Origin of the sequence: Hymenobacter sp. YC55, from assembly GCF_029433095.1 — a bacterium.
GTDB lineage: Bacteria > Bacteroidota > Bacteroidia > Cytophagales > Hymenobacteraceae > Hymenobacter.
Genome location: NZ_JARNTX010000001.1, coordinates 1,124,813 through 1,143,116 on the forward strand (window position 1 = coordinate 1,124,813; position 18,304 = coordinate 1,143,116).

The 18,304-nt window shown below is 56.4% G+C and carries 20 protein-coding genes and 1 tRNA gene; 5 read left to right on the top strand and 16 right to left on the bottom strand.

Annotation, left to right across the window (positions count from 1 at the left end; all coding sequences use genetic code 11):
- Positions 1 to 49: 49 nt before the first annotated feature.
- Positions 50 to 1,240 carry a phosphoglycerate kinase gene (locus tag P1X16_RS04760; protein WP_277226709.1) on the top strand — a complete coding sequence of 397 codons (1,191 nt, stop codon included), beginning with the start codon at positions 50 to 52 and terminating at the stop codon, positions 1,238 to 1,240.
- A gap of 89 nt (positions 1,241 to 1,329) precedes the next feature.
- Here P1X16_RS04760 and P1X16_RS04765 read toward each other — a convergent pair whose 3' ends face one another.
- The 3 genes from P1X16_RS04765 to P1X16_RS04775 all read right to left on the bottom strand — a co-directional run bounded on the left by P1X16_RS04765 (position 1,330) and on the right by P1X16_RS04775 (position 3,929).
- Positions 1,330 to 1,968 carry a hypothetical protein gene (locus P1X16_RS04765; protein WP_277226710.1) on the bottom strand — a complete coding sequence of 213 codons (639 nt, stop codon included), beginning with the start codon at positions 1,966 to 1,968 and terminating at the stop codon, positions 1,330 to 1,332.
- A 97-nt stretch (positions 1,969 to 2,065) separates the two neighbouring features.
- Complete coding sequence (locus tag P1X16_RS04770; protein ID WP_277226711.1) at positions 2,066 to 3,295, bottom strand: site-2 protease family protein; 1,230 nt, start codon at positions 3,293 to 3,295, stop codon at positions 2,066 to 2,068.
- The gene (locus tag P1X16_RS04775; RefSeq protein ID WP_277226712.1) at positions 3,252 to 3,929 is read right to left on the bottom strand and encodes an HAD family phosphatase; all 678 of its coding nucleotides are present in this window, start codon (positions 3,927 to 3,929) and stop codon (positions 3,252 to 3,254) included. The genes P1X16_RS04770 and P1X16_RS04775 overlap by 44 nt, the downstream gene beginning before the upstream one ends.
- 145 nt (positions 3,930 to 4,074) lie before the next feature.
- Here P1X16_RS04775 and P1X16_RS04780 point away from each other — a divergent pair.
- The 3 genes from P1X16_RS04780 to P1X16_RS04790 all read left to right on the top strand — a co-directional run bounded on the left by P1X16_RS04780 (position 4,075) and on the right by P1X16_RS04790 (position 5,858).
- Positions 4,075 to 4,148 (top strand) — tRNA-Ile (locus tag P1X16_RS04780).
- A 136-nt stretch (positions 4,149 to 4,284) separates the two neighbouring features.
- Positions 4,285 to 5,664 (top strand): hypothetical protein, encoded by a 1,380-nt coding sequence (locus tag P1X16_RS04785; RefSeq protein ID WP_277226713.1) that lies wholly within the window; start codon positions 4,285 to 4,287, stop codon positions 5,662 to 5,664.
- A 35-nt stretch (positions 5,665 to 5,699) separates the two neighbouring features.
- Positions 5,700 to 5,858 (top strand): hypothetical protein, encoded by a 159-nt coding sequence (locus P1X16_RS04790; RefSeq protein WP_277226714.1) that lies wholly within the window; start codon positions 5,700 to 5,702, stop codon positions 5,856 to 5,858.
- Between the two features lie 39 nt (positions 5,859 to 5,897).
- Here P1X16_RS04790 and P1X16_RS04795 read toward each other — a convergent pair whose 3' ends face one another.
- From P1X16_RS04795 to P1X16_RS04835, 9 genes are all read right to left on the bottom strand, one after another.
- Positions 5,898 to 6,461, bottom strand: coding sequence for a hypothetical protein (locus tag P1X16_RS04795; RefSeq protein WP_277226715.1), 564 nt, complete (start codon positions 6,459 to 6,461; stop codon positions 5,898 to 5,900).
- The gene (locus P1X16_RS04800) at positions 6,458 to 6,691 is read right to left on the bottom strand and encodes a hypothetical protein (protein ID WP_277226716.1); all 234 of its coding nucleotides are present in this window, start codon (positions 6,689 to 6,691) and stop codon (positions 6,458 to 6,460) included. Before P1X16_RS04800 ends, P1X16_RS04795 begins: the two co-directional genes overlap by 4 nt.
- An 8-nt stretch (positions 6,692 to 6,699) precedes the next feature.
- Positions 6,700 to 6,942 carry a hypothetical protein gene (locus P1X16_RS04805; RefSeq protein WP_277226717.1) on the bottom strand — a complete coding sequence of 81 codons (243 nt, stop codon included), beginning with the start codon at positions 6,940 to 6,942 and terminating at the stop codon, positions 6,700 to 6,702.
- Complete coding sequence (locus P1X16_RS04810) at positions 6,939 to 7,730, bottom strand: glycoside hydrolase family 19 protein (RefSeq protein ID WP_277226718.1); 792 nt, start codon at positions 7,728 to 7,730, stop codon at positions 6,939 to 6,941. The genes P1X16_RS04805 and P1X16_RS04810 overlap by 4 nt, the downstream gene beginning before the upstream one ends.
- A gap of 4 nt (positions 7,731 to 7,734) precedes the next feature.
- Positions 7,735 to 8,067: a hypothetical protein gene (locus tag P1X16_RS04815; RefSeq protein ID WP_277226719.1), complete on the bottom strand. Its 333-nt coding sequence runs from the start codon at positions 8,065 to 8,067 to the stop codon at positions 7,735 to 7,737.
- A 184-nt stretch (positions 8,068 to 8,251) separates the two neighbouring features.
- Positions 8,252 to 8,914 carry a DUF6549 family protein gene (locus P1X16_RS04820; protein WP_277226720.1) on the bottom strand — a complete coding sequence of 221 codons (663 nt, stop codon included), beginning with the start codon at positions 8,912 to 8,914 and terminating at the stop codon, positions 8,252 to 8,254.
- A 13-nt stretch (positions 8,915 to 8,927) separates the two neighbouring features.
- Positions 8,928 to 9,560: a hypothetical protein gene (locus P1X16_RS04825; protein ID WP_277226721.1), complete on the bottom strand. Its 633-nt coding sequence runs from the start codon at positions 9,558 to 9,560 to the stop codon at positions 8,928 to 8,930.
- Positions 9,561 to 9,674: 114 nt separating this feature from the next.
- Positions 9,675 to 10,997 carry a hypothetical protein gene (locus P1X16_RS04830; protein WP_277226722.1) on the bottom strand — a complete coding sequence of 441 codons (1,323 nt, stop codon included), beginning with the start codon at positions 10,995 to 10,997 and terminating at the stop codon, positions 9,675 to 9,677.
- A 4-nt stretch (positions 10,998 to 11,001) separates the two neighbouring features.
- On the bottom strand, positions 11,002 to 11,976 hold the full coding sequence (locus P1X16_RS04835; RefSeq protein WP_277226723.1) for a hypothetical protein: 975 nt from the start codon (positions 11,974 to 11,976) through the stop codon (positions 11,002 to 11,004).
- Between the two features lie 354 nt (positions 11,977 to 12,330).
- Between P1X16_RS04835 and P1X16_RS04840 the strand changes: the two genes are divergently transcribed.
- Complete coding sequence (locus tag P1X16_RS04840) at positions 12,331 to 12,507, top strand: hypothetical protein (RefSeq protein WP_277226724.1); 177 nt, start codon at positions 12,331 to 12,333, stop codon at positions 12,505 to 12,507.
- Positions 12,508 to 12,542: 35 nt separating this feature from the next.
- On the opposite strand, the gene P1X16_RS04845 is transcribed toward P1X16_RS04840, so the two are convergent.
- The 4 genes from P1X16_RS04845 to P1X16_RS04860 are packed head-to-tail and all read right to left on the bottom strand — an operon-like array spanning position 12,543 to position 18,304.
- Positions 12,543 to 14,321, bottom strand: a complete 1,779-nt coding sequence (locus P1X16_RS04845; RefSeq protein WP_277226725.1) for a sialate O-acetylesterase — start codon at positions 14,319 to 14,321, stop codon at positions 12,543 to 12,545.
- Positions 14,322 to 14,325: 4 nt separating this feature from the next.
- Entirely contained in the window at positions 14,326 to 15,210 is an 885-nt protein-coding gene (locus P1X16_RS04850) for a hypothetical protein (RefSeq protein ID WP_277226726.1), read from the bottom strand.
- 1 nt (position 15,211) lies between these two features.
- Complete coding sequence (locus tag P1X16_RS04855; RefSeq protein WP_277226727.1) at positions 15,212 to 16,846, bottom strand: hypothetical protein; 1,635 nt, start codon at positions 16,844 to 16,846, stop codon at positions 15,212 to 15,214.
- Between the two features lie 3 nt (positions 16,847 to 16,849).
- The gene (locus tag P1X16_RS04860; RefSeq protein ID WP_277226728.1) at positions 16,850 to 18,304 is read right to left on the bottom strand and encodes a hypothetical protein; all 1,455 of its coding nucleotides are present in this window, start codon (positions 18,302 to 18,304) and stop codon (positions 16,850 to 16,852) included.

Consider the following 18,304-nt stretch of genomic DNA (forward strand, 5'->3'; position numbering starts at 1 on the left):
CTTGCTACATTCGCGCCGTACAAGGCTCATTCATCATCCCCATCTTCATATGAAAACCCTCGACCAGTACAACTTCAACGGCAAGCGTGCCGTGGTACGCGTGGACTTCAACGTGCCGCTTGACAAGGAGTTCAACATCACCGACGACACCCGTATCCGGGCCGCAACGCCTACCATTCAGAAGATTCTGGCTGATGGAGGCTCGGTGGTACTGCTTTCGCACCTAGGCCGGCCCAAAGGTGGCCCTGAAAACAAATACTCGCTCCAACACATTGTAGCGCGCTTAAGCCAGGAGTATGGCAAGGAGGTGCAGTTTGCGGATGATGCGCTAAAGGCCGAAGAAAAAGCCTATGCCCTGCAACCCGGCCAAGTGCTGCTCGTCGAAAACGTGCGTTTCTATCCGGAAGAAGAAAAAGGCGACGAAAACTTTGCCGCGCAGCTAGCCAAACTCGGCGAAGTGTACGTGAACGACGCTTTCGGAGCAGCTCACCGCAAACACGCTTCCACAGCCGTTATGGCTGCTCAGTTTGCGCCCCAAGACCGGGTGGCTGGCTACCTGCTCCAGTCGGAGCTAGACAACGCCCAGAAGGTGCTCGAACACGCCGAACGGCCCTTTACCGCCATCATGGGCGGCGCCAAGATTTCCGACAAGATTCAACTCATCGAAAAGCTGCTCGACAAGGTCGACAACCTGCTGATCGGTGGGGGTATGGCCTACACGTTTGCTAAGGCCCAAGGCGGCAACATTGGTAGCTCCTTGCTCGAAGCCGACAAGATGGATTTAGCGCTGAGTTTGATACAGCAAGCCAAAGACAAAGGAGTTAACCTGGTATTGCCCACCGACAGCGTCATTGCCGATAAGTTTGCCAACGACGCCAACACCGCCGAAGCCAGCAACGACAGCATCCCCGACGGGTGGCTCGGGCTGGACCTCGGCCCCGAGTCGCAAAAAGCCTTTGCCGACATCGTGCGGCAGTCGAAAACCATCCTCTGGAACGGCCCGATGGGCGTGTTTGAAATGAGCAACTTCGCGGCCGGTACCTCAACAGTGGCCCAAGCCATTGCCGAAGCCACCGAAGCCGGCGCCTTCAGCCTTATCGGCGGCGGCGACTCTGCCGCGGCCGTCAACCAACTCGGCTTCTCCGACAAAGTATCTTACATCTCCACCGGCGGTGGGGCCTTGCTCGAATACATGGAAGGGAAAGACCTGCCTGGCGTAGCTGCTCTGGAAGGGCGCTAAACTCATCGGTTGCAAAAAGAAGCGGCGACTGTACGACTTGCGTAGTATGCGCAAGTCGTACAGTCGCCGCTTCTTTTTGCAGCTTACTACTAATTTACATAGGGCGTTTCCAGCACTTGACCCATGCTGCGCAAGGGCGGCATATCTAGGCGGCCGGTGAGGCGGGTGGCCAGTATCCGGGCTTCCTTCTCGCTCAATACGTCCAGGGTGCGTAGCCAGCGTAGCCGATGCAGTTGCGTGTCGATAATGCCTAGCGGATTGATGTTGGCGTACTCTTCACGCAAGTAGGCTTTTGTCCGCTGCTCCAGCACCCTCGCAAATTTGTCGACGGAGGCGCGCTCAGATGGCCGGTCGGCGAGGGTGATATTGGCACGGGCGGTGCCGAGTGTGACGTGCTGCCACCAATTGCGCTGGGCATAAATTCCTCCCGCTACCAGCAGGCCACCTACCACGAAGAGCCCCACCCACGTAGTTTCGGAAAGTGAGTCGGTGGTAGGAATAAGGCGTTGGAGCAGGTTGATGGAAAGCCATAGAACCGCCAAGGGCAGCCACGTAAGCTGCGGAGTGGTCCGTCTGCGAGTTACACGTACAGGTAATACCTCCTCGTACGGCATTTCAAATTCCACCACAGGACGACCGTCGCGGTTGCGCTGGCAGACATATAACCCGTTTGGGCGCAAGGCAAGCTGCGTGCTACCGGCCAGCAAGCGGCGCTGTTCTATAAGCATTAGGGAGATTTTAAACCGAAACGTGCTCCGATTTCTAGCATTGTGGCAGGGGAACTCTGCAATGGTTGCAAAACACCCTATTACACAAAGTTACCGCTTATTGAAACGGACTAGGAGTGAAGCACAGCACAAAAATAACCACCATCAGCCAGCCCAACACCTTACGGCCAACACTAAGCGGCGATTCATCCGGGGCGGGCGGGTGATAGATGCCCGTCAGACGACCCAACATCAAACCAAATATCAACCACCCTGGATTGCCCATAGCTCCCGGGAAGGCCACTGTAACAGCTAGTTGCGCGGCCCACACGCCCAGGCTCAGCAATATGGCGCGCCGTGGCGTGGGCAAAGCTTTCTGGAATACTAGAAAAAGATAGGCGAAGTAAGGCAGCCCCCAGTAAAGCCAGGTTTCAGACGACGTTCTTAACGTAAACAGCCCTAATCCAGCATAGAAAATAAACACAACAAACAGCACCCCCGACAACCGGTTGAAGCGCCGAAAACCAAGCAGACCATAGAGAATGTGCCCCCCATCGAGCTGCCCGATAGGAAGCAGATTAAGAGCCGTAAAAAACAGCGCCAATATGCCTGCCAACAACACCGGGTAGTGCATCAGCTCATTCGGATGGGGGATAAGTGCCGGATCAGCAAACAAATATTCCAAGCCCTGGTACAGCAGCGGTTTTGCCAGCGTGAAGCCTTGGCTGCCTTGGTACACATATTGGGCATAGTTGGCCCCGTAAGGGCGATACTCTGGGTGAATTTCAAACAGATAGTCTAGCGACGGCAGGTGCGTAAAGCCATAGATTAGCAGGGGCACGGCCACCAAAAAGCCAGCCAGGGGCCCTGCCAACCCAACATCAAAAAATTCCCGGCGCGAAAAAATTCGGTCCTTTATTCGAATAACAGCGCCAAACGTACCAATGCCGAGTATGAACGGAATATAGTAAGGCAGCGTCACCCGGATTTGGTTGTAGCGCGCCGTAAAATAATGCCCAAACTCGTGCACCGTAAGTACCCCCAAAAACGGCAACGAAAACCACAAGCCTCGGCGAAGCTCCGGCCACATTTGCTCGGTGGGCAACAAGAATATCTCTATCGGCAGAAAGTTAATGCTGCCCCGCGTGAGTTCTAGCCCCGCCAGCGTAGCCGTGACGAGCGTGACAATGAACAGCAATAGGTGCAGCAGTGCCGTGCGCCAACGGGGCGGGGTTGGCCGCTCGTAGCGCACAAAGGCCGCTCGTGCTTCCTCAACAGAGGTGAAGGCTGGAGGAGCGGGAGCGTCAGGAAAGGGAAGAGGCAGGGGCGTATTCTCGGGGGAAGGCACGGATGGCGGCAGGCAGAGCGTCGATGATAGTATGAGGCGGGGGCAGAAACAACGTGCGCAACCCCAGGCGGCGAGCCGTTTCGATATGTTGAAAACTGTCTTCAATGAAAAGAGTTTCTTCGGCCTTCCAGTTCATCTCGCGTAGCGCATGCTGAAATATTTCCTCGCCGGGTTTGCGCAAGCCTACCTCTTGCGAGTAAAACACCCGGTCCAGCGCATCCGCAATGCCATGCTCGAAACCGTATTGTGTCCGCAACCCTTCATTGAGGGTAGCAATGTGAATTTGATTGGTGTTGGAAAGCAGTGCCGTTTCGTGGCCTTGAGCGCGCAAGTCAGCAATAAGGGCTAACCGCTCGGCAGGCACATCCAACAGCATAGCGTTCCAGGCAGCATCTAGTTCCTCGTCGGTGGCCTGTATGTTGTAGTGCGTGCGCAACCCCTCCCGAAACTCGTGCGGGGTCAAACGGCCGGTCTCCATAAGGTCGAAAATTTCGCCTTGCGCTGCCTGCGTGAAGGCAATTGTATCACCATGCGGGTGCAAGCGGCGCATGGCATCCAAGGTGCGCTGATAATCGATATTGATGATAACTCCTCCGAAATCGAAGAGTAGATTAGGCAGTTTTTGGGCTGGCATAGCGGGCAGTGATGAAGAAAGAAACAGCTTATGAAGTAAACAAAGGCGTCTTGTGCCTCAAATATTGCCTTCGCAATTGCAAACTTCATTGTAAAACCCGAAGTTTGCGCAGCCGAAATGCACTGCCTCTATTGCTTTTCGCGCCGGGCCTATAGCTCAATCGGTTAGAGCAGCTGACTCATAATCAGCAGGTCACTGGTTCGATTCCAGTTGGGCCCACTTATCTCCTCGTATTGCCGCTCAAAATGGGCGGCAATACGCGTTTTCAAGGGTTTCTGCCCGCATTAGTTCGCTTCAATTTCCGGCTTAGCCGGATATAACCGGCACAAAACCATACCCAAATCCTACCCACACCATGCCCCGTAGCCGTCAAGTAGTTTATGGAAAGATAGCCATCCACGTCTATTTGAGGCGTCCCGACAAGGAAAATTTCCATCAGGTCCGGCTCGTCGCCTACTTCCACGGCACTGATTTTTCCGTTTCACCGGGCCTTCGCATCCTGCCTTTTCGGGTAACCGGAAAAAAAAGAGAAGAATTATTTGAGCCAAAAACCGGTCGAGTCCTCTCCACCCACCCCGACGCGACCAAGCTCAACGGCCAACTCCAAGCTTGGCAACAAAAAATAGAGGATGCGTTCTGGAAGCTAGCCGGGCCGCTGGGGTTGACGCCGGTCACGCGCGAGATGATGGAGCAGGAGATGTTTCCGGAAGCCGTGGTGCGCGTGGCCGTGGTCGAACCCAAGCAACTCACCTTCACTCAGCACTACCAGCAGTGGGTGAAGGACTACACCGGCATTCACAAGGAGTCGTACCTGCGCAAGTTCAAGCACGTTCCCGAGCAGATCGAGACGTGGCGACCCAAGACGGTGGCCGGTGACCTGTCGGAAAGCTTTTGCCGGGAATACCTTAAAGATATGTTGTCGCGCAAGCAGGCCGACGGCTCGATTGCCAAGCAGTATAAATTTCTGCGCATCGTGGCCGAGCGCATCGGCTTGTCGAGTAAAGCCTCGTGGCTGCACTACTCCGACAACGCGGCGCCTCAGCTGGATCTGGAAAAAGACGAGCTGCGCAAACTCATCCTTGTGCACCTGGAAGACCCGCGGCTATCTGAGGAGCGGGACCGCTGGCTGCTGCAGTGCTTCACCGGCCGGCGCGATGCTGACATGCAAGAGCTACGCGCCGAGCAGCTCACTCGCATCAGCATCGACAACGAGACCTCGGTGGCGGGCCTGATTCACGGCCAGACCAAAACCAGCAAACAGGTGGTGGTGCCGATCCCACCCATGGCGGTGGCCATTGGCGAGCGGTGGGAGTGGAGCTTTCCCTACCGCACCAACCAGACGCGCAACGATTGGATCAAACGCATCGCCAAGGAGGCAGGACTAAATCGGCTCTTCAACGACCTGCACATTAGTGGTGGCAATATGACCGACAACTACCGGCCCGTGCACGAGTTGATTGGCACGCACTCGGCCCGGCATACGGCGGGCTCCCTGATCCTAGAAGGGAGCGAGGGCGACAAGTCGTTGTCGGGGTATTTGCTCGGACACGCCACCACGGGCAACAGCAACACCGATATCTACGCCAAGGACAAGGCCAGGCGGGTAGCGCCCAAATTATTGCAGGCCTGGCAGCAGGTGCTGGGTGATTTATATGAGGCGACGCCGAATTGGGTGTCGACCGAGGAGGGTGGCCCCGTGCGCCACAAGCAAGCCCGTAACAAGAAGAAAAAATAGTAGCTTCCTGCTCACCTTACTTACTCCTATTGTATATGAGAAAATCACAGTTCTTTTCTGCGGAGCAAATCCGTGATGGTGAAATGCAGCAGTGGTTGGCCTTGTGGGATGAAAGCTATCGAATAGTGGGCACGCACACCGTACGCGGTGCCGACGGAACAGATATACTGGTTATCATCGTCGAGCCAGAGTAAGCAAAAAGCCCCGCATGTGCGGGGCTTTTTTTGTAGATCTTACACCTGGGCGTATTCCCACCACGCTATCCCTGCCAGAGTCAGGCAGTAGAATGTGATGCCATTGACCAGAATATTGTGTAGTAGTTGCCGAAGCATGGGCCCAGCGACTGCCACCACCCGCAGGTCTTCGAATTCGGGTGGATAAGAACTATCGCGCGGGCCCCGAACTTTCTGCCACGCCCTAGTCCAGATATAGCGGTCGGGAAAGAAGGCCCCGTTTGGATTCCAGCTCACATGCCACTCGCCCACGTAGGGCAGCTTCCGGGCTACGTTGAGCCGAGGATTGAAATCGAAGGTCCAGTAAGCCGCAGCGAGTGCGAGTAGGCCGATCAAGCTCAAGCCAAACGGCAGCCAGTAGCCCCAGGTAGGCAGTGAGGCCGCTACGGCTACCACAATGGTGACGATAGCTCGCCAGGTCGCCCGCTGCCGGTGGAAGGTGCGCAAGAGTGAATTCTTGCTCCCATCCTCGGTGAAGCGCTTTACATCGAGCTTCACCCAGATGCGAGGATGCAGCCAGTAGAGCAGCCACGCGATGGGGTGGGTGAGTAGTAGCCAGATCATTTGTTGCGCTCTAGCTCTTTCCGCTCCAGCCGCTTCGTGTGACGGCGACTATCAAACCATGCTACGAGCAAGCTGGCTAGCACCAAGCCAAAGCAGATCCAATACATGCTGTTGCCATCGCCATTGGTGTGGTTGTCTCTGAAGCCCAGGTAAAAGGCGATGATGGCAAATGCCAACAACACAACGGCAGCCAGCAGGCCACCACTGGAGATGTTTTTAAACTTGAACATGGGAGTAACTAGTTAGAAGTGGTAGACTGTTTCATTTCCCGCTCCAACCGACGGCTGCGCTTAACAAAGGCGCGAATGTCCTGACGGTTCTTATGGCGGTAGTAGCGCACTACATGGTTGTAGCGACGCTGGGTCTTGCGGGCCTCCCGATAGGAGTAGCGGCGCGGTGGCTTTGCGCCCAGTGTATCCGTGGGCGCAGCAAACACGACCAGTGGGCAAAGCAGCAATAAGGTGAGCAGCAGGCGTGTCATATCGAGCTGATGCCTGGTGCTAGGGCGTCCAGGAAGATGTCGTAATAGCCAGCAATCAGCTTGGCCTGGTCCATGCCGTTGATAATGCGTCTGGCATTAAGCGCATCGGCTTTGGGCCCAGCGAAGTAATCCGCCAATTTGCGGCCGGTAAACCACCCCCCTACCATACCCTCTACCAGCACCTTTACCGACACGCCGAGCGTGAGCAGCAGGTCAGGATTATTGAGCAAATCCTTGCCAATGAGCTGGCCGACCCGGTCGTAGTTCTCGTACCAGGTTAGTTGCACGAACCCCCGGCCGTAGTAGAACTGAACGGGATGCGTGTACGGCACCCGCTTGCCAGGGCCTTTGCCCATTTTCAGTTGCTTGCCGTAATCGTACTTCGCTCCATGCCCATACTCACGGATTGGCTCGAAAGTCTTCGCCGTTTCGTGGTAGACCGTGGCGAAGATATAAGCCAGGCTTTCCAGGTCTTTGTATTTGCTGTGGTAGTAGTCGCCAATGGCTTCGATACCAGTAACCTGTTTGGTGTTGAGGCGGCCACTGAAGAGCTTAAGACGGATGTGATCGTAGAATGCCGGCGTCATGGCAGGGTTGGGAATAAAAGAGGGGTGGAGGGACACGCGCCTAATCAGCCACTCAGGGAAGATGCCAATGCGGTGGTCGGCAAATCCTTTGCGCACGACACCTTCAATAGGCCAGATCTTTTGGTAGACGGAGCCGTAATGGCTTTGTATGTCGTAGGGCAGGTGTAGCAGAGGACAGGGGTAATCTTCCCAGAAGTGCATGCAGTTAGGTGGTGGAGTCAGGATTGGATTTATCGGCAGGCAAGCCAAACTCCTTGTTCACCAACTCCACTGCTGCCGGCGCCGGCACGGCCGGCACGTCTTCGGGGTTCACCTTGTTCCAGTTGATCGCCTGTTTCGCTACGAAAATGGCCCCAGCGCTCACGGCGATGGCAGTTTTCAGCCACTCTGGATTAAGCCACGTCGGCAGGTATTCGGTGGCTGTAAGCAGAGCAACTGAGGTGGCGGCCAGCGAGCCGAACAGATAAATGAGCTTCTTGAAAAACTTAGGAGTGGAAGAGCCCAATCGCTGCCACAACTCAAGGAAAAACTGCTTCATAATTTTCGGACGGGCTTGGGTGGGGTATAGGGATAGTAGGGCGAAAGCTCGCGGCCCCTTTTGTGGACCGGGGCTTGAGTAGTCGTGACAGGAAGCTGCCTGGTGCAGCCGTCGACTATGAATAGGCCTACAAGTAGGCAGCACATCAGCAGGCCGTAGAGCAGGGCCTTGGTTTCGGGAGTCTTCATTTTTTCTCGACGACTACAGCCTCCATTGAGGAGGTGATGGTGTTAGGATTCTTATTCTTTAAATCGACGTAAACCTTGCGCGGCTTCCAGAATTGAAACCAGTATTTCTTATCCTTTTTGGAGTAAGCCCGCACGTCGAATTCATTGCGGATGAAGTACTTAACCGACAGACTATCGTCTGTGACGATGCCGGTCAAACTCAGCCATTCGTCTTTAAAAGTGCCGGCTCGTGCCGCCTTGGTGGTGACGATACCTGCTGAGCTCACGCTTCTTACCGTAGTGTCCTTAAGTGCCACCGTGGGCAAGACTTGCTGCGTGACCGTGGCGGCGCGTTGGGCGAAAAGAAGTTGCGCGGACTGGCTCTTGAATTCTTTCCGGAGTTGGTCTCGAACGACAGCCGCAAACCCGGCCTCTAACCCGGCTAGTGCGGAAGGAGAAAGCGGGGCCGTCCGGTAGATGACCGTTTCCCGGTTCTTGTCATCGCGCACTCGCTTCAGAGTGTCCTGAGCAGCCGCATAGTAGTTGCGGGTTTCGTAGAGATTGCGCCTGAGCTGGGCTATTTCCAGTACTTTATTGTAGCCGAAATAGATAAGCCCAACAATGAGGACAATGCCCAGGATTTGGAAGATGCGGTAGTAGGTGTTTAAGCTGGAGAACATAGCGGCAGTGCAGTTAGGGATTCATCAAAAAGCCAAGCTCAGTCTGTAGTGCCACCAGATCAGCAGCAGACACTGTGCTCTCATCTTGCAGCTTGTGCCAGCTCAGCATGAGCAGGCCTAGCCACTGCCCACCTTTGCCCCTGGCCAGCAGCACCACCGAGCTGGCATGCCCCCGACGAGCGAGCATCTGGTTGGTGTCGTAGTCCTCGCAGCGGCCCGCATGCAGCCAGAACATGGCCTGTTTGCCCACGCCATTCATTAGCGTAGGATGCCCGTTGGTGTTGATGTTCTTCGAGTCTTCCTTGTGGCGAGCAAAGGAGGGGCTGCTCACATCCTCGCTGGCCATGGTCATTTTCAGGATGCTATCCCCACCGGCATAGTGTTCGCCGTTGTGAAATTTGAACACGCAGGTATGATCGGCATCGGCCTCAATCACCGCGCGCGACGTGAACTGATCCAGGCGTAACTGCTTGTCAGCCAAGTAGAGCGGGTCGCTCTGTCTTTTCTTCAGCAACCCGGCTTTGTACTCATCAATCAGCTTTTTCAGGTAGGCTACAACTAGTCCAGCACCCCCAAGCAATACCGTCTTGGCCAGGTCGACCAGTTCGGGTGGCAGCGTTGTTTCGGGTGGGGTAGGCGTTGGCACAGAGCACGGTAGGGGGAAAGGTGAAAGCAGCTAAGGCCAGCATCACAATTTAATGTATGTAAAATACATACATTATTAGGTAATAAACAACGGCCCGTTAAAGTCGAGCTTTGATTAAGCGGCTATGCCGGAACGGTTTTGTTCATAGAGCTGCCAGAACTCCTGACGGGTGCCTTTTAGGTTCAAGAATTCTTCCTTGCCCCCAATGTCACCGCCCCCGTTGTTGCCCACGCCACGGCCTGAGAATTGGAAGATAATGCGGTCATTACCAATGCCGAGAGTGGCATGTTCCACTGCGGCCGTGCCTTGCGTGACAGCGCCAATCTTAAAGAGCGGCACACTCTTGGGTACGTTTTCCAAGCCTTCAGCGGCTAGACTTTGCACTTTCAGGCCCTTCACCCACGTGTTGATCACGTAGGAAGGCCGGTCCACTTCATCCCGCTGATCTAGATTCATGACAATGAAATCAAAACAGCCGCGGTAGTTGCGGAACGGCAGGAACGCAATGCGGCCGGAGCACTGGATATCCGGATGATCCTCTTGGATCTCGCCCTCCGGCAGATTGTAGGTGTGACCAGGGCTCTGATTGTTGGCCGCGTAGGATAGCGCGCGAGGCCGAATGATGCTTTTCACCGTCCACTTGTCCTGTGCCAAGTTTTTAAAGCGGCTCAGCTGCGGATAATTCATTACGTTCTTGAGCGTGGCCTTATCGCAGAAATAGTTGTCGAGATACTTATAAGGGCTCTCCAGCGTGTGGCACGTTCCCGCAGCGTAGAATAGACAGCCAATCTGCGTAGCGCGGGTGTCGATGAGTTGTGGACACTGCGCTCCTTGGTAGAAGAACACCCCGAAGTCATTATAAGACAGGTCGCAGTTCACGTAAATGGGACTGTTATCCTGGCTCAGGTGCACAAAAGCAAAGCGGTAGTTGCTGATGCGCGCCCCATGGTTGACCCGGTTCTGGATCTCAGTACAGAACACGAAGGCGGCACCTCGAAAGGGTCCCAGCGCTGCCGGCGTAGGATACGACAAATCAGGTGTCACATCCTGGGCCGTGTAATTGCCAAACTGATCAAAGCCCAGGCGCCTATACTGCTGGCCATGATCCTGATTGATAAAGCATCCCTCGTAATACACCTTCCAGTAGCCGCCGATGTGAACTACTGTTTCACCATTAAATTTATACTCGATGCCGGCGGTACCATACAGCGGCACGCCGAGCGCATTCATTGCATTGACAGCCTTGCGCCAAACTTGAACATCGGAGTCGCCTTGCTGCCGGTAGCGCTCGATGTAAAGCTTGCCATCACTACTAGGGCCCGCTGTGGTGTTGATTTGCAGCAAAAGCTGACGCAGGGCTGCTTGCTCGGCTACGATTGCCGAGGTGTCAACGGTGCCACCCCCGCCAGACCCGGAAGGGCGTATTTGCTTGGCCATGATATTAGTCGTGTAAAGCTTGTGCATTAATGATGCCCGCACCCGCTAGCACATTTAAGCCAAGCAAGTTGGACACTTCGCCCACGACCGCCTCCTTGGTGTGGGACTTGTATTTGATGGTTTGTCCTGCCCCTTCGATCATGAGGAAGGTATTGTACTTGTCATCAGCAAAAGGCTTGTCCCATTGCACGGTAACTAACACGGTACCGCCAACCGCGATAGGTGGGGTTGTCTGTCGTTTGCTGCGGAACCGCTCTTTAAAAGCATCAAGATTAGTTTGCGCCGCTGTGGCTGTAGTTTGGGCAGCCGTGGCTTGACTACTAGCGGCAGCGGCATTGTTGATCGCCGTGGCAGCAGAAGCCTGGGCCGTAGCCGCGGTGGCCGTAGCAGATGCGGCAAGGGCCTGAGCCGCTTCCGCTTTGGTCATGGCGGCATCTGCCTTGAGTTGCGCAGCATCGGCTTTCGCTTTGGCAGTAGCGGTTTCGGTTTGGGCCGCACTTAGCGCTAGAGCCTGCGCGGTGGTGGCGGACTTGGCAGCAGTGGCCTCAGCTTTCGCAACGGCCGCATCGGCTTTTGCTTGCGTGGCGGTAGCATTTATTAGGGCTAGCCATGCATCCTTGGCTTGATCGGCCAGGGTGTTCGCTTCCAATTTAACTTGCTCGGCTTCCACCGTGGCCTGCGTCTCTTGCGCTTGGGCTGCCAACAAGAGCATTTGTGGACCCATCTGCTCGGTCAGTACCTCGAACATGGCCGCTACGGTGGGCTCTAGGGCGTCTAGGCGTCGAGCAGATTGGTTGTTGCTCATCCGCCACGCGATGCCTTTCGGGGGCCTGGCCTTCTGGCCCGTAACGCTTTCGCGCAGATCGCTCAAGTCGTCTTGCGAAACCACTGGCATAACCTGCCCCGCCTCGTCAGTCAGCACAGGCACGGCTTCTTCAACGCGGGCTAGGCGCGCGGGCAGGTCGGAAAAGTAGGTCATAGTCTGCTTAGCTAGGTAGGCCAGCTTTGATATTGTATGTAAAATACATACTTAAAATATCAGAAACCAAAAGCCCCGACCTGGGAAGGTTGGGGCTTGCTTATGCGAAAGGGCAAGATGTTACCAGCCGTACCGGCTTACCATGTAAATCAGAAAGCCAAACACCAGTGCCACTAGCACGACCGCTATTAAATTCGATGTGCTGATTAGCTTTCGCTTACGGCGACGGCGGGTGGCGTGGTGAGGCATAGGTCAGCTTGATTATGCCCAATGTACGTGAAAGCGTTATAACCTAGATTGCTTGTATCTTTGTTCTCTATTCCCCGCCTGTTTAGTTGAAGCCCTCAATCTGTTATGAAAGACTTTATCCTGCGTGTTTGGAAACGGCTAACCGAAGACGATCTGCCGCCTTTTCCTTTTGACGATAAGGAAGGCAAAGAGATGTGGGACGCTGGTAAACAGGCACACGAAGCCGACCAGAAATTCGATCAGGAGTTGAACGAGCTGAAGAAAATAGTTAAGGGCCGCTAAAGCAAAAAGCCCCGCCAACTGGCGGGGCTTTTTGCTTAGGCTGGCAACACCTCCACTTGATCGAAGAACACGTAGACCGCTCCGCTGCCCGCTGCCCGCCGCACCGTAATGGTGTTGTATTCGTTCGGCAACACGGGGCTGGTATAGGATTGGAAAGGGGCGCCCGTGGCGTCGTACGTGGAAAAGGTGCCAATGGGCACGCCATTGTTGAGTATCTCCATCAGGCCACCATCACTGGCAATGTGGAACCCTATTTTAACCCGCGACGGCCCGTTCACCAACAGCCCGTAGAACGCACCGGCTGAGGACGCGTACTGAATCCCGCCCCCGTAGAAACCCCCGCCCGGCGCGTAGGCGAAATTGCCAGAGTAGGTAATGCGCGGGTCGTTCTCCTGTATTACTTCGCCCACGCCGAGTGCATTGGCAGGCGTTGGGGCGCCCGAGCCATCGAGCACCCGTATTTGGTCGCACCAGAACAGGCCCGCGTGGGCCGCAGTGGGTCGCACGATGATCTGATGCTCCCCGTTGCTAAGCACGGGCGAAGTCCATTTCTGCCCCGGCGCCCCAGTGGCGGATTTCGTGGTAAACGTACCTATTACATTGCCATCTGCCAGCACTTCACATGGGCCCCCATCCTCGGCTATATGGAACCCCAGTTCTATTTGCGGCCCAGTTATCGGGAAACTGTAATTACGGCCGGGGGCTGCTTGCACAAACTTAATCCCGCCACCATACCAAGCCGGATTGCCATTGTTGGCTGTCTGCCACGCGCCGCCCGCATCATACACAATACGGGAATCTGACTCCTGTACCGTTTCCCCTACGCCAATGCGGGTCGGGTTGACAACCACTTCGCTAAAGGGCACGATGGCTTGCCCATGAATGAGCCGGTACACGTTCTGCCCGCAGGATATCTGCGCGGCGGCACTGTAGTGGAAATCATCTACCAGAGGATAATTTACCGTGTCCGTTAAGAACCGGGCCTGCGGGTCAGAGTTCACATAAGCCAACTGATTGGCCCGTGCCTGCGCCGGATCACCCGCCAGCGTTTTCTTAATAGCGCCGAGCACCTTAATGGAATTGGCATTCAGCATGTCGGCTGTCACGTCGGCCATCATCTGCGCCAACAGGGTGGCATACCCCGCTTCCTGGCCCCCAGACTCGCCTTGCATCCAGTAGAAATGCGGACGGGGTGCTAGGCTCTGCGCAAGGAGCAGATTCTTGGCCTTCGTGTAGCGCTCAAGAAGCTCGGTGTAGTTGGCCGTTCCTTTGTTTAAATTCGTGATCGGCTGCCCGCCAACAGCGAATTTCCATATGTAGAGGTTGCCAGTGGTGTTGCTGGCTTCCCACTGCTGCGCGTAGCCGATTTCCGGCCCGAACACCGCGTCGCCGCCCTCGTTATTGCCGTGCGTATTAACATCTACTTTAAGCTTTTGGAACGTATTCGTATCATCGTTAAGCATGTACACCCGTTGAAATTCGCGGGTGAGCGAAGGGTTAACCTGCGAAAGCGGGGGCGAATATAAGGGGGCCTGTGGACTCTGCCCATAGGCATTGCTTTGCCCGCCGATGCCGAGCAACTCCACCGTCTGGGTAGGAGTGCCACCACTACCACTGCCAGCGTTAACAACCACGGGATTGGGCCATACCCGCAGCACCGTACCCGCCCGCACGCCCGCGCGGGTGTAGGTACCGTCCGGCGCTTGAATGACGAGGCCCGGCGTCCAGCCACTCGGGTTATCCACGTTGAGGTTGCTCTCAAAAGGAGCAGTAACGGTACTGTTATTGATTACAAAGGTGACGGGCGTAGGCATAAGCTTAACCGACGAAAACGTTAGAAATGTTGAATGTTTGGCCGCCTACAATGACATCGATGATGTCGAAGCCGCCCCCGCCTCCCCCAGTGGAAGCAACGCCACAGCACAGGCCTTCGATTTCCCAGCCAGCGGGCATGGTGATACCGTTTAAAGCAAAGTAGAGGCCATCGCTGGCAACAGTCCATTGCGAACTTTTAAAGGTCTTGATATCGAAGTCCTGAGCCGGCACAGCAGGACCCGCCACCACGGCCCGCAGCGTTTGCGCGGCTAGCGGCAACGGGCCGAACAATTGGCCCGCCGTGCCATTGGAAACGAACGGGCCAAAGGGCAGCACGGAAGAAGTCCCGCCACTGCCACCCCCTGCGGGACCGGGTGGTCCAACAGGGCCAGGTTCACCGGCAGGTCCTTCTGGTCCAATCTGCCCAGGGTTACCCTGCGGACCTTGTGCGCCAAAGAGCCTGTATGTTGCCGTTGTTGTGGGGCCTGGCGGGACCTCCCCATTCGCACGGCTGGTGACAACTTCGTATACTTCCCCGTTAGAGCGGACCAGTTGGCCCCGCTTCTGCGGACCCATTACCCAATCGGTAATGACGATCCCATCGAAGGGCGTCCCACCCGCGTTGAAGGAGAGCGCTCGCCAGTTGCCGTTGTCGAGTAGGTTGGCGCTAACCAAATTGGGCACCAGTTCCCACTTGTTGCCGTCGCCAGTAGGCACCACCATCCACCACTGGCGACGCTCCAGCGTAATCGCGTCCCGCTCGGCTAGGGTAGCCCGACCCGTCTGCCACCCACCCACGCCGTACTTGGCGTGGTGGGTGGCCGCGTCGGGACTGCCCGGTACCGCGGGGTCCGCTAAGACGGTGCCTTTTTCGAGTTCTTCGGCCATCTTACTTTACGGTTCCGGTGAACGTGCCTACTAGACGCTGCCCGCCGCGTGCTACATAAAAGCTTTCGGTGAACCCCTCGGAATTGGTGAAGTTGAACGTCTTACCTTGGAAGGCATTATTGCTTAATCCGTTCACCTCGTACTGAGCACCTGCCCACCCAGCAGCCCGGCCGGCAAAAACCATGTATTCGTTGTTGGCCGTAATCGAGCGTGTCTGCTGGCGCGCATCGCTGAACTCGGCAGGTAATCCCCGCAGCAACACACTCAAATCCCCATCTGATAAGGTGAGCGGATCGACACTCAAAGCCCCGAAGAAGCGCAACGGACGGTAGAGAACCTGCGCACTGGCTCCGGCCTGCATGCCTTTGTTGTCGGTCACGATCATCGTAAAGTTCGTGTCCGTATTAGCGGCAGTGCTCGTGTTGACCGTGCCACTGGGTGGTGGTACCGTCTGGCCCGCCACGACGACGGTGGCTATGTCATTCGTGCCCTTATTGGCCGAGTAGTTCAGCACCACGGCCGTGCTAGCGCCGGGCTGACGCACGGGGTTCTGGGCCGACAGCCCCGCACTTGGCGCGTTAGCCGGCGCTAAGATGAGCTTTAGCGCCTGGCCACTAGCATTGTTATCAACAATAACCAAGTCACCCGCATTGATGCCACCGACCGTGCGCGTCGCATTAAACTGCATCGTGGTAGTCGGTCCACCGCCGCTGCTTAGGTCGGCAACCGTTACTAGCTTATTGGTCGGGCTGGCATTGGCTGGTATCAGGCCTTCGATGGTATCGACCCGGTTATCGACGCCGAGAATATCGGTTTCGAGCCGTACCAGATCATTTTCAGCTTCTAATACTCGGGCTTTTAGGTCGACTAGAAACGCGTCAATATCAGCCTGCGTGAGCACTACATTGCCCGTGCGGCCCATGAAGCTTTCTACGCCCTGGCCGTCACCGATCTTGGTGTACTGCGTGCCGGTCCAGCGGTAGTTCAGGTTGGTATCCTTGGCGACGTAGATCACGTTCGGCGTACCCGTCGCTGGGAAGGCTGCCAGTGAGTCGTATTCCTGAACGTCAGAGATGTAAGACGGCAGTTGCGAGAGGAATACCTTCCCGTTGCCATCGAGCGAGGCCAAGCCCCCAGGCTGGCCTTTCTGCACCCCAATGCGCGAATCAGCTACTGTGCCCGCCGCCTGGGTGAAGTCGGTGATGTTGGAGGCGGTGTGCGTGTGGGCCAGTGGCGTGCGTGGGTCCGAGAGGCGGGGGTCGGTGGTAGCCACCTTCTTGGCCAGCTCCTTGGTCACGGCATCCTGCGACATCACGTCTTCGGTGCTGGTGCCCGTGGTTTGCACTACATCAGGACCCCCGTTGCCCGGTCCGCCCGGCTTCAAGCGCCAGTTGCCGTTGTCGGCCAGGTTGGTGGAGACCAGGCCTTGGATCAGCTCGTAGGTCTCGCCCGTGACCGTGCTGGCCTGCATGCCCCACTGCCGCCGCTCGAGCGTAATCTCGTAGATGGCCGCTAGGTTCAGCTTGCCCGAATGCAAACCACCCTGGGTGTATTCAGAATATTGCGCCGCCGCACTTAGGTTGCCGGGAACAATGGCATCCGCGACGACGGTACCTAATTTGAGGAGATCAGCCATTGCTTAGAAAACTTCAGTGGTGAAAGTGCCCGTCAACTGTTGGGCGGTGCGGTTTATGATGAATTGCTGGGTAAAGCCCACGGAGTTGAGGAACTGGAAAGAGCGGCTCTGCACCGCGTTGTTGATCAGCCCGTTCACCTTGAAGCTGCCATTGCCTGCGGTGCCTATCCAGGCCCAACACAGGTACTGGCCACTGGCCTGGAAAGTGCGCGTCTGTTCGCGGCTGCTACTGAACTCGAAGCCAGCCGCGGCCCGAACCAGGGCGCTGATACCGGCATCAGACAAGCTGAGCGGATCAGTTGCCGAGACAAACCAGAACCGCAGCGGCCGGTACTGTACCGTTGTAGAAGTTGAGGCCTGGTGATTCTGCGTGTCCCGCACCACCATGGTGAAGGTGGTGTCGGTGTTGGCGGCAGTTGCTGCGGTAACCGCACCGGATGGCGAAGTCAGCGGCTGCGCCTGGCCGTTCACAGTAATCGAAGTCAGTGGACTATCGCCAGCACTCGCCGTATAGAGCAGATCGACTTGCGTGGGAGAACCGGGCTGCCGTGGCGTATTGCGCGCCGTCAGCGAAGCACCGGGCTCCCGATAAACTTCCAGTAATCGCTTTAAATGACCCTCGGACGTGCTTGTGAAAGGGCCAGCCGGGTACCCTCCCAGGTTGATGGAGGAATTGATGGTGAACGGACCACCGTCACCACCCAACCCAGTCCCGCCTCCTGCGACCAAACGAACTCGCACTGTGTCGCCAGCCACCAGCCCCGCATCCGCCGTGATGAGCAGCCGGGTCTTATCGGCATTGAGGCTGTGGTGCTGATCGGAAATAAAATCAACGTACTCCGACAACTCGCCATCCGGGCCAGTGAAAGAAGCTGATACTTTATGCAGGGCCAGGCTATCGTACGAGCCCGCAGGGATAGGAATGCTCTGGGCGCCAGGCGTAGTGACGGGGAAGGAGAACCGCGTGATCGCAGCCCCACTGCCTTTGGCGCTCAGCACGCCCGTAACAGGATCTATTTCCAGACCTGCCCCAACTCTAACTACCCCCAGCTTGGTGGCCGTCGCGATGGTGTTGCTGCCCCCAGCCACCCCCGGCGTGAATACATCAGTGACAAGGTTGTAGCTGCCGGCCGTGACCGTGCCATCGGGTTCGAGTTGACTGGCATAACCGCTGAGCTGATTGCCCGAAACGGCGTGCATGGCGATCTGGGGCTTGCCCCCCATCCGGCCGTAGATAACATACAACCGACCCGGCACGAAGGTCTCTTCCAACCGGAAGGTGAGCATCTGCGCCCGGGTGGCGTTGGCGTACGCGGCGCCACCACTGCCGTTGAGACCAGGTAGCTGCCCCTGCACAATGCGGTAGTCTGCCCCGTCTACGCTGACCATGTACAGGGTTTGCGCGGGCAGGGGCGTATTAAGCGGCCACGGATCTAATTGGTCTAAGAACCTGGACAT

Excerpts from the sequence above, each read along its gene's own strand:
- P1X16_RS04785 (WP_277226713.1), top strand. The coding sequence starts at position 4,285 with ATGCCCCGTAGCCGTCAAGTAGTTTATGGAAAGATAGCCATCCACGTC.
- P1X16_RS04835 (WP_277226723.1), bottom strand. The coding sequence starts at position 11,976 with ATGACCTACTTTTCCGACCTGCCCGCGCGCCTAGCCCGCGTTGAAGAA.
- P1X16_RS04790 (WP_277226714.1), top strand. The coding sequence starts at position 5,700 with ATGAGAAAATCACAGTTCTTTTCTGCGGAGCAAATCCGTGATGGTGAA.
- P1X16_RS04815 (WP_277226719.1), bottom strand. The coding sequence starts at position 8,067 with ATGAAGCAGTTTTTCCTTGAGTTGTGGCAGCGATTGGGCTCTTCCACT.
- P1X16_RS04840 (WP_277226724.1), top strand. The coding sequence starts at position 12,331 with ATGAAAGACTTTATCCTGCGTGTTTGGAAACGGCTAACCGAAGACGAT.
- P1X16_RS04850 (WP_277226726.1), bottom strand. The coding sequence starts at position 15,210 with ATGGCCGAAGAACTCGAAAAAGGCACCGTCTTAGCGGACCCCGCGGTA.
- P1X16_RS04820 (WP_277226720.1), bottom strand. The coding sequence starts at position 8,914 with ATGTTCTCCAGCTTAAACACCTACTACCGCATCTTCCAAATCCTGGGC.
- P1X16_RS04810 (WP_277226718.1), bottom strand. The coding sequence starts at position 7,730 with ATGCACTTCTGGGAAGATTACCCCTGTCCTCTGCTACACCTGCCCTAC.
- P1X16_RS04860 (WP_277226728.1), bottom strand. The coding sequence starts at position 18,304 with ATGTCCAGGTTCTTAGACCAATTAGATCCGTGGCCGCTTAATACGCCC.
- P1X16_RS04855 (WP_277226727.1), bottom strand. The coding sequence starts at position 16,846 with ATGGCTGATCTCCTCAAATTAGGTACCGTCGTCGCGGATGCCATTGTT.
- P1X16_RS04830 (WP_277226722.1), bottom strand. The coding sequence starts at position 10,997 with ATGGCCAAGCAAATACGCCCTTCCGGGTCTGGCGGGGGTGGCACCGTT.
- P1X16_RS04775 (WP_277226712.1), bottom strand. The coding sequence starts at position 3,929 with ATGCCAGCCCAAAAACTGCCTAATCTACTCTTCGATTTCGGAGGAGTT.
- P1X16_RS04795 (WP_277226715.1), bottom strand. The coding sequence starts at position 6,461 with ATGATCTGGCTACTACTCACCCACCCCATCGCGTGGCTGCTCTACTGG.
- P1X16_RS04805 (WP_277226717.1), bottom strand. The coding sequence starts at position 6,942 with ATGACACGCCTGCTGCTCACCTTATTGCTGCTTTGCCCACTGGTCGTG.
- P1X16_RS04800 (WP_277226716.1), bottom strand. The coding sequence starts at position 6,691 with ATGTTCAAGTTTAAAAACATCTCCAGTGGTGGCCTGCTGGCTGCCGTT.
- P1X16_RS04760 (WP_277226709.1), top strand. The coding sequence starts at position 50 with ATGAAAACCCTCGACCAGTACAACTTCAACGGCAAGCGTGCCGTGGTA.
- P1X16_RS04765 (WP_277226710.1), bottom strand. The coding sequence starts at position 1,968 with ATGCTTATAGAACAGCGCCGCTTGCTGGCCGGTAGCACGCAGCTTGCC.
- P1X16_RS04845 (WP_277226725.1), bottom strand. The coding sequence starts at position 14,321 with ATGCCTACGCCCGTCACCTTTGTAATCAATAACAGTACCGTTACTGCT.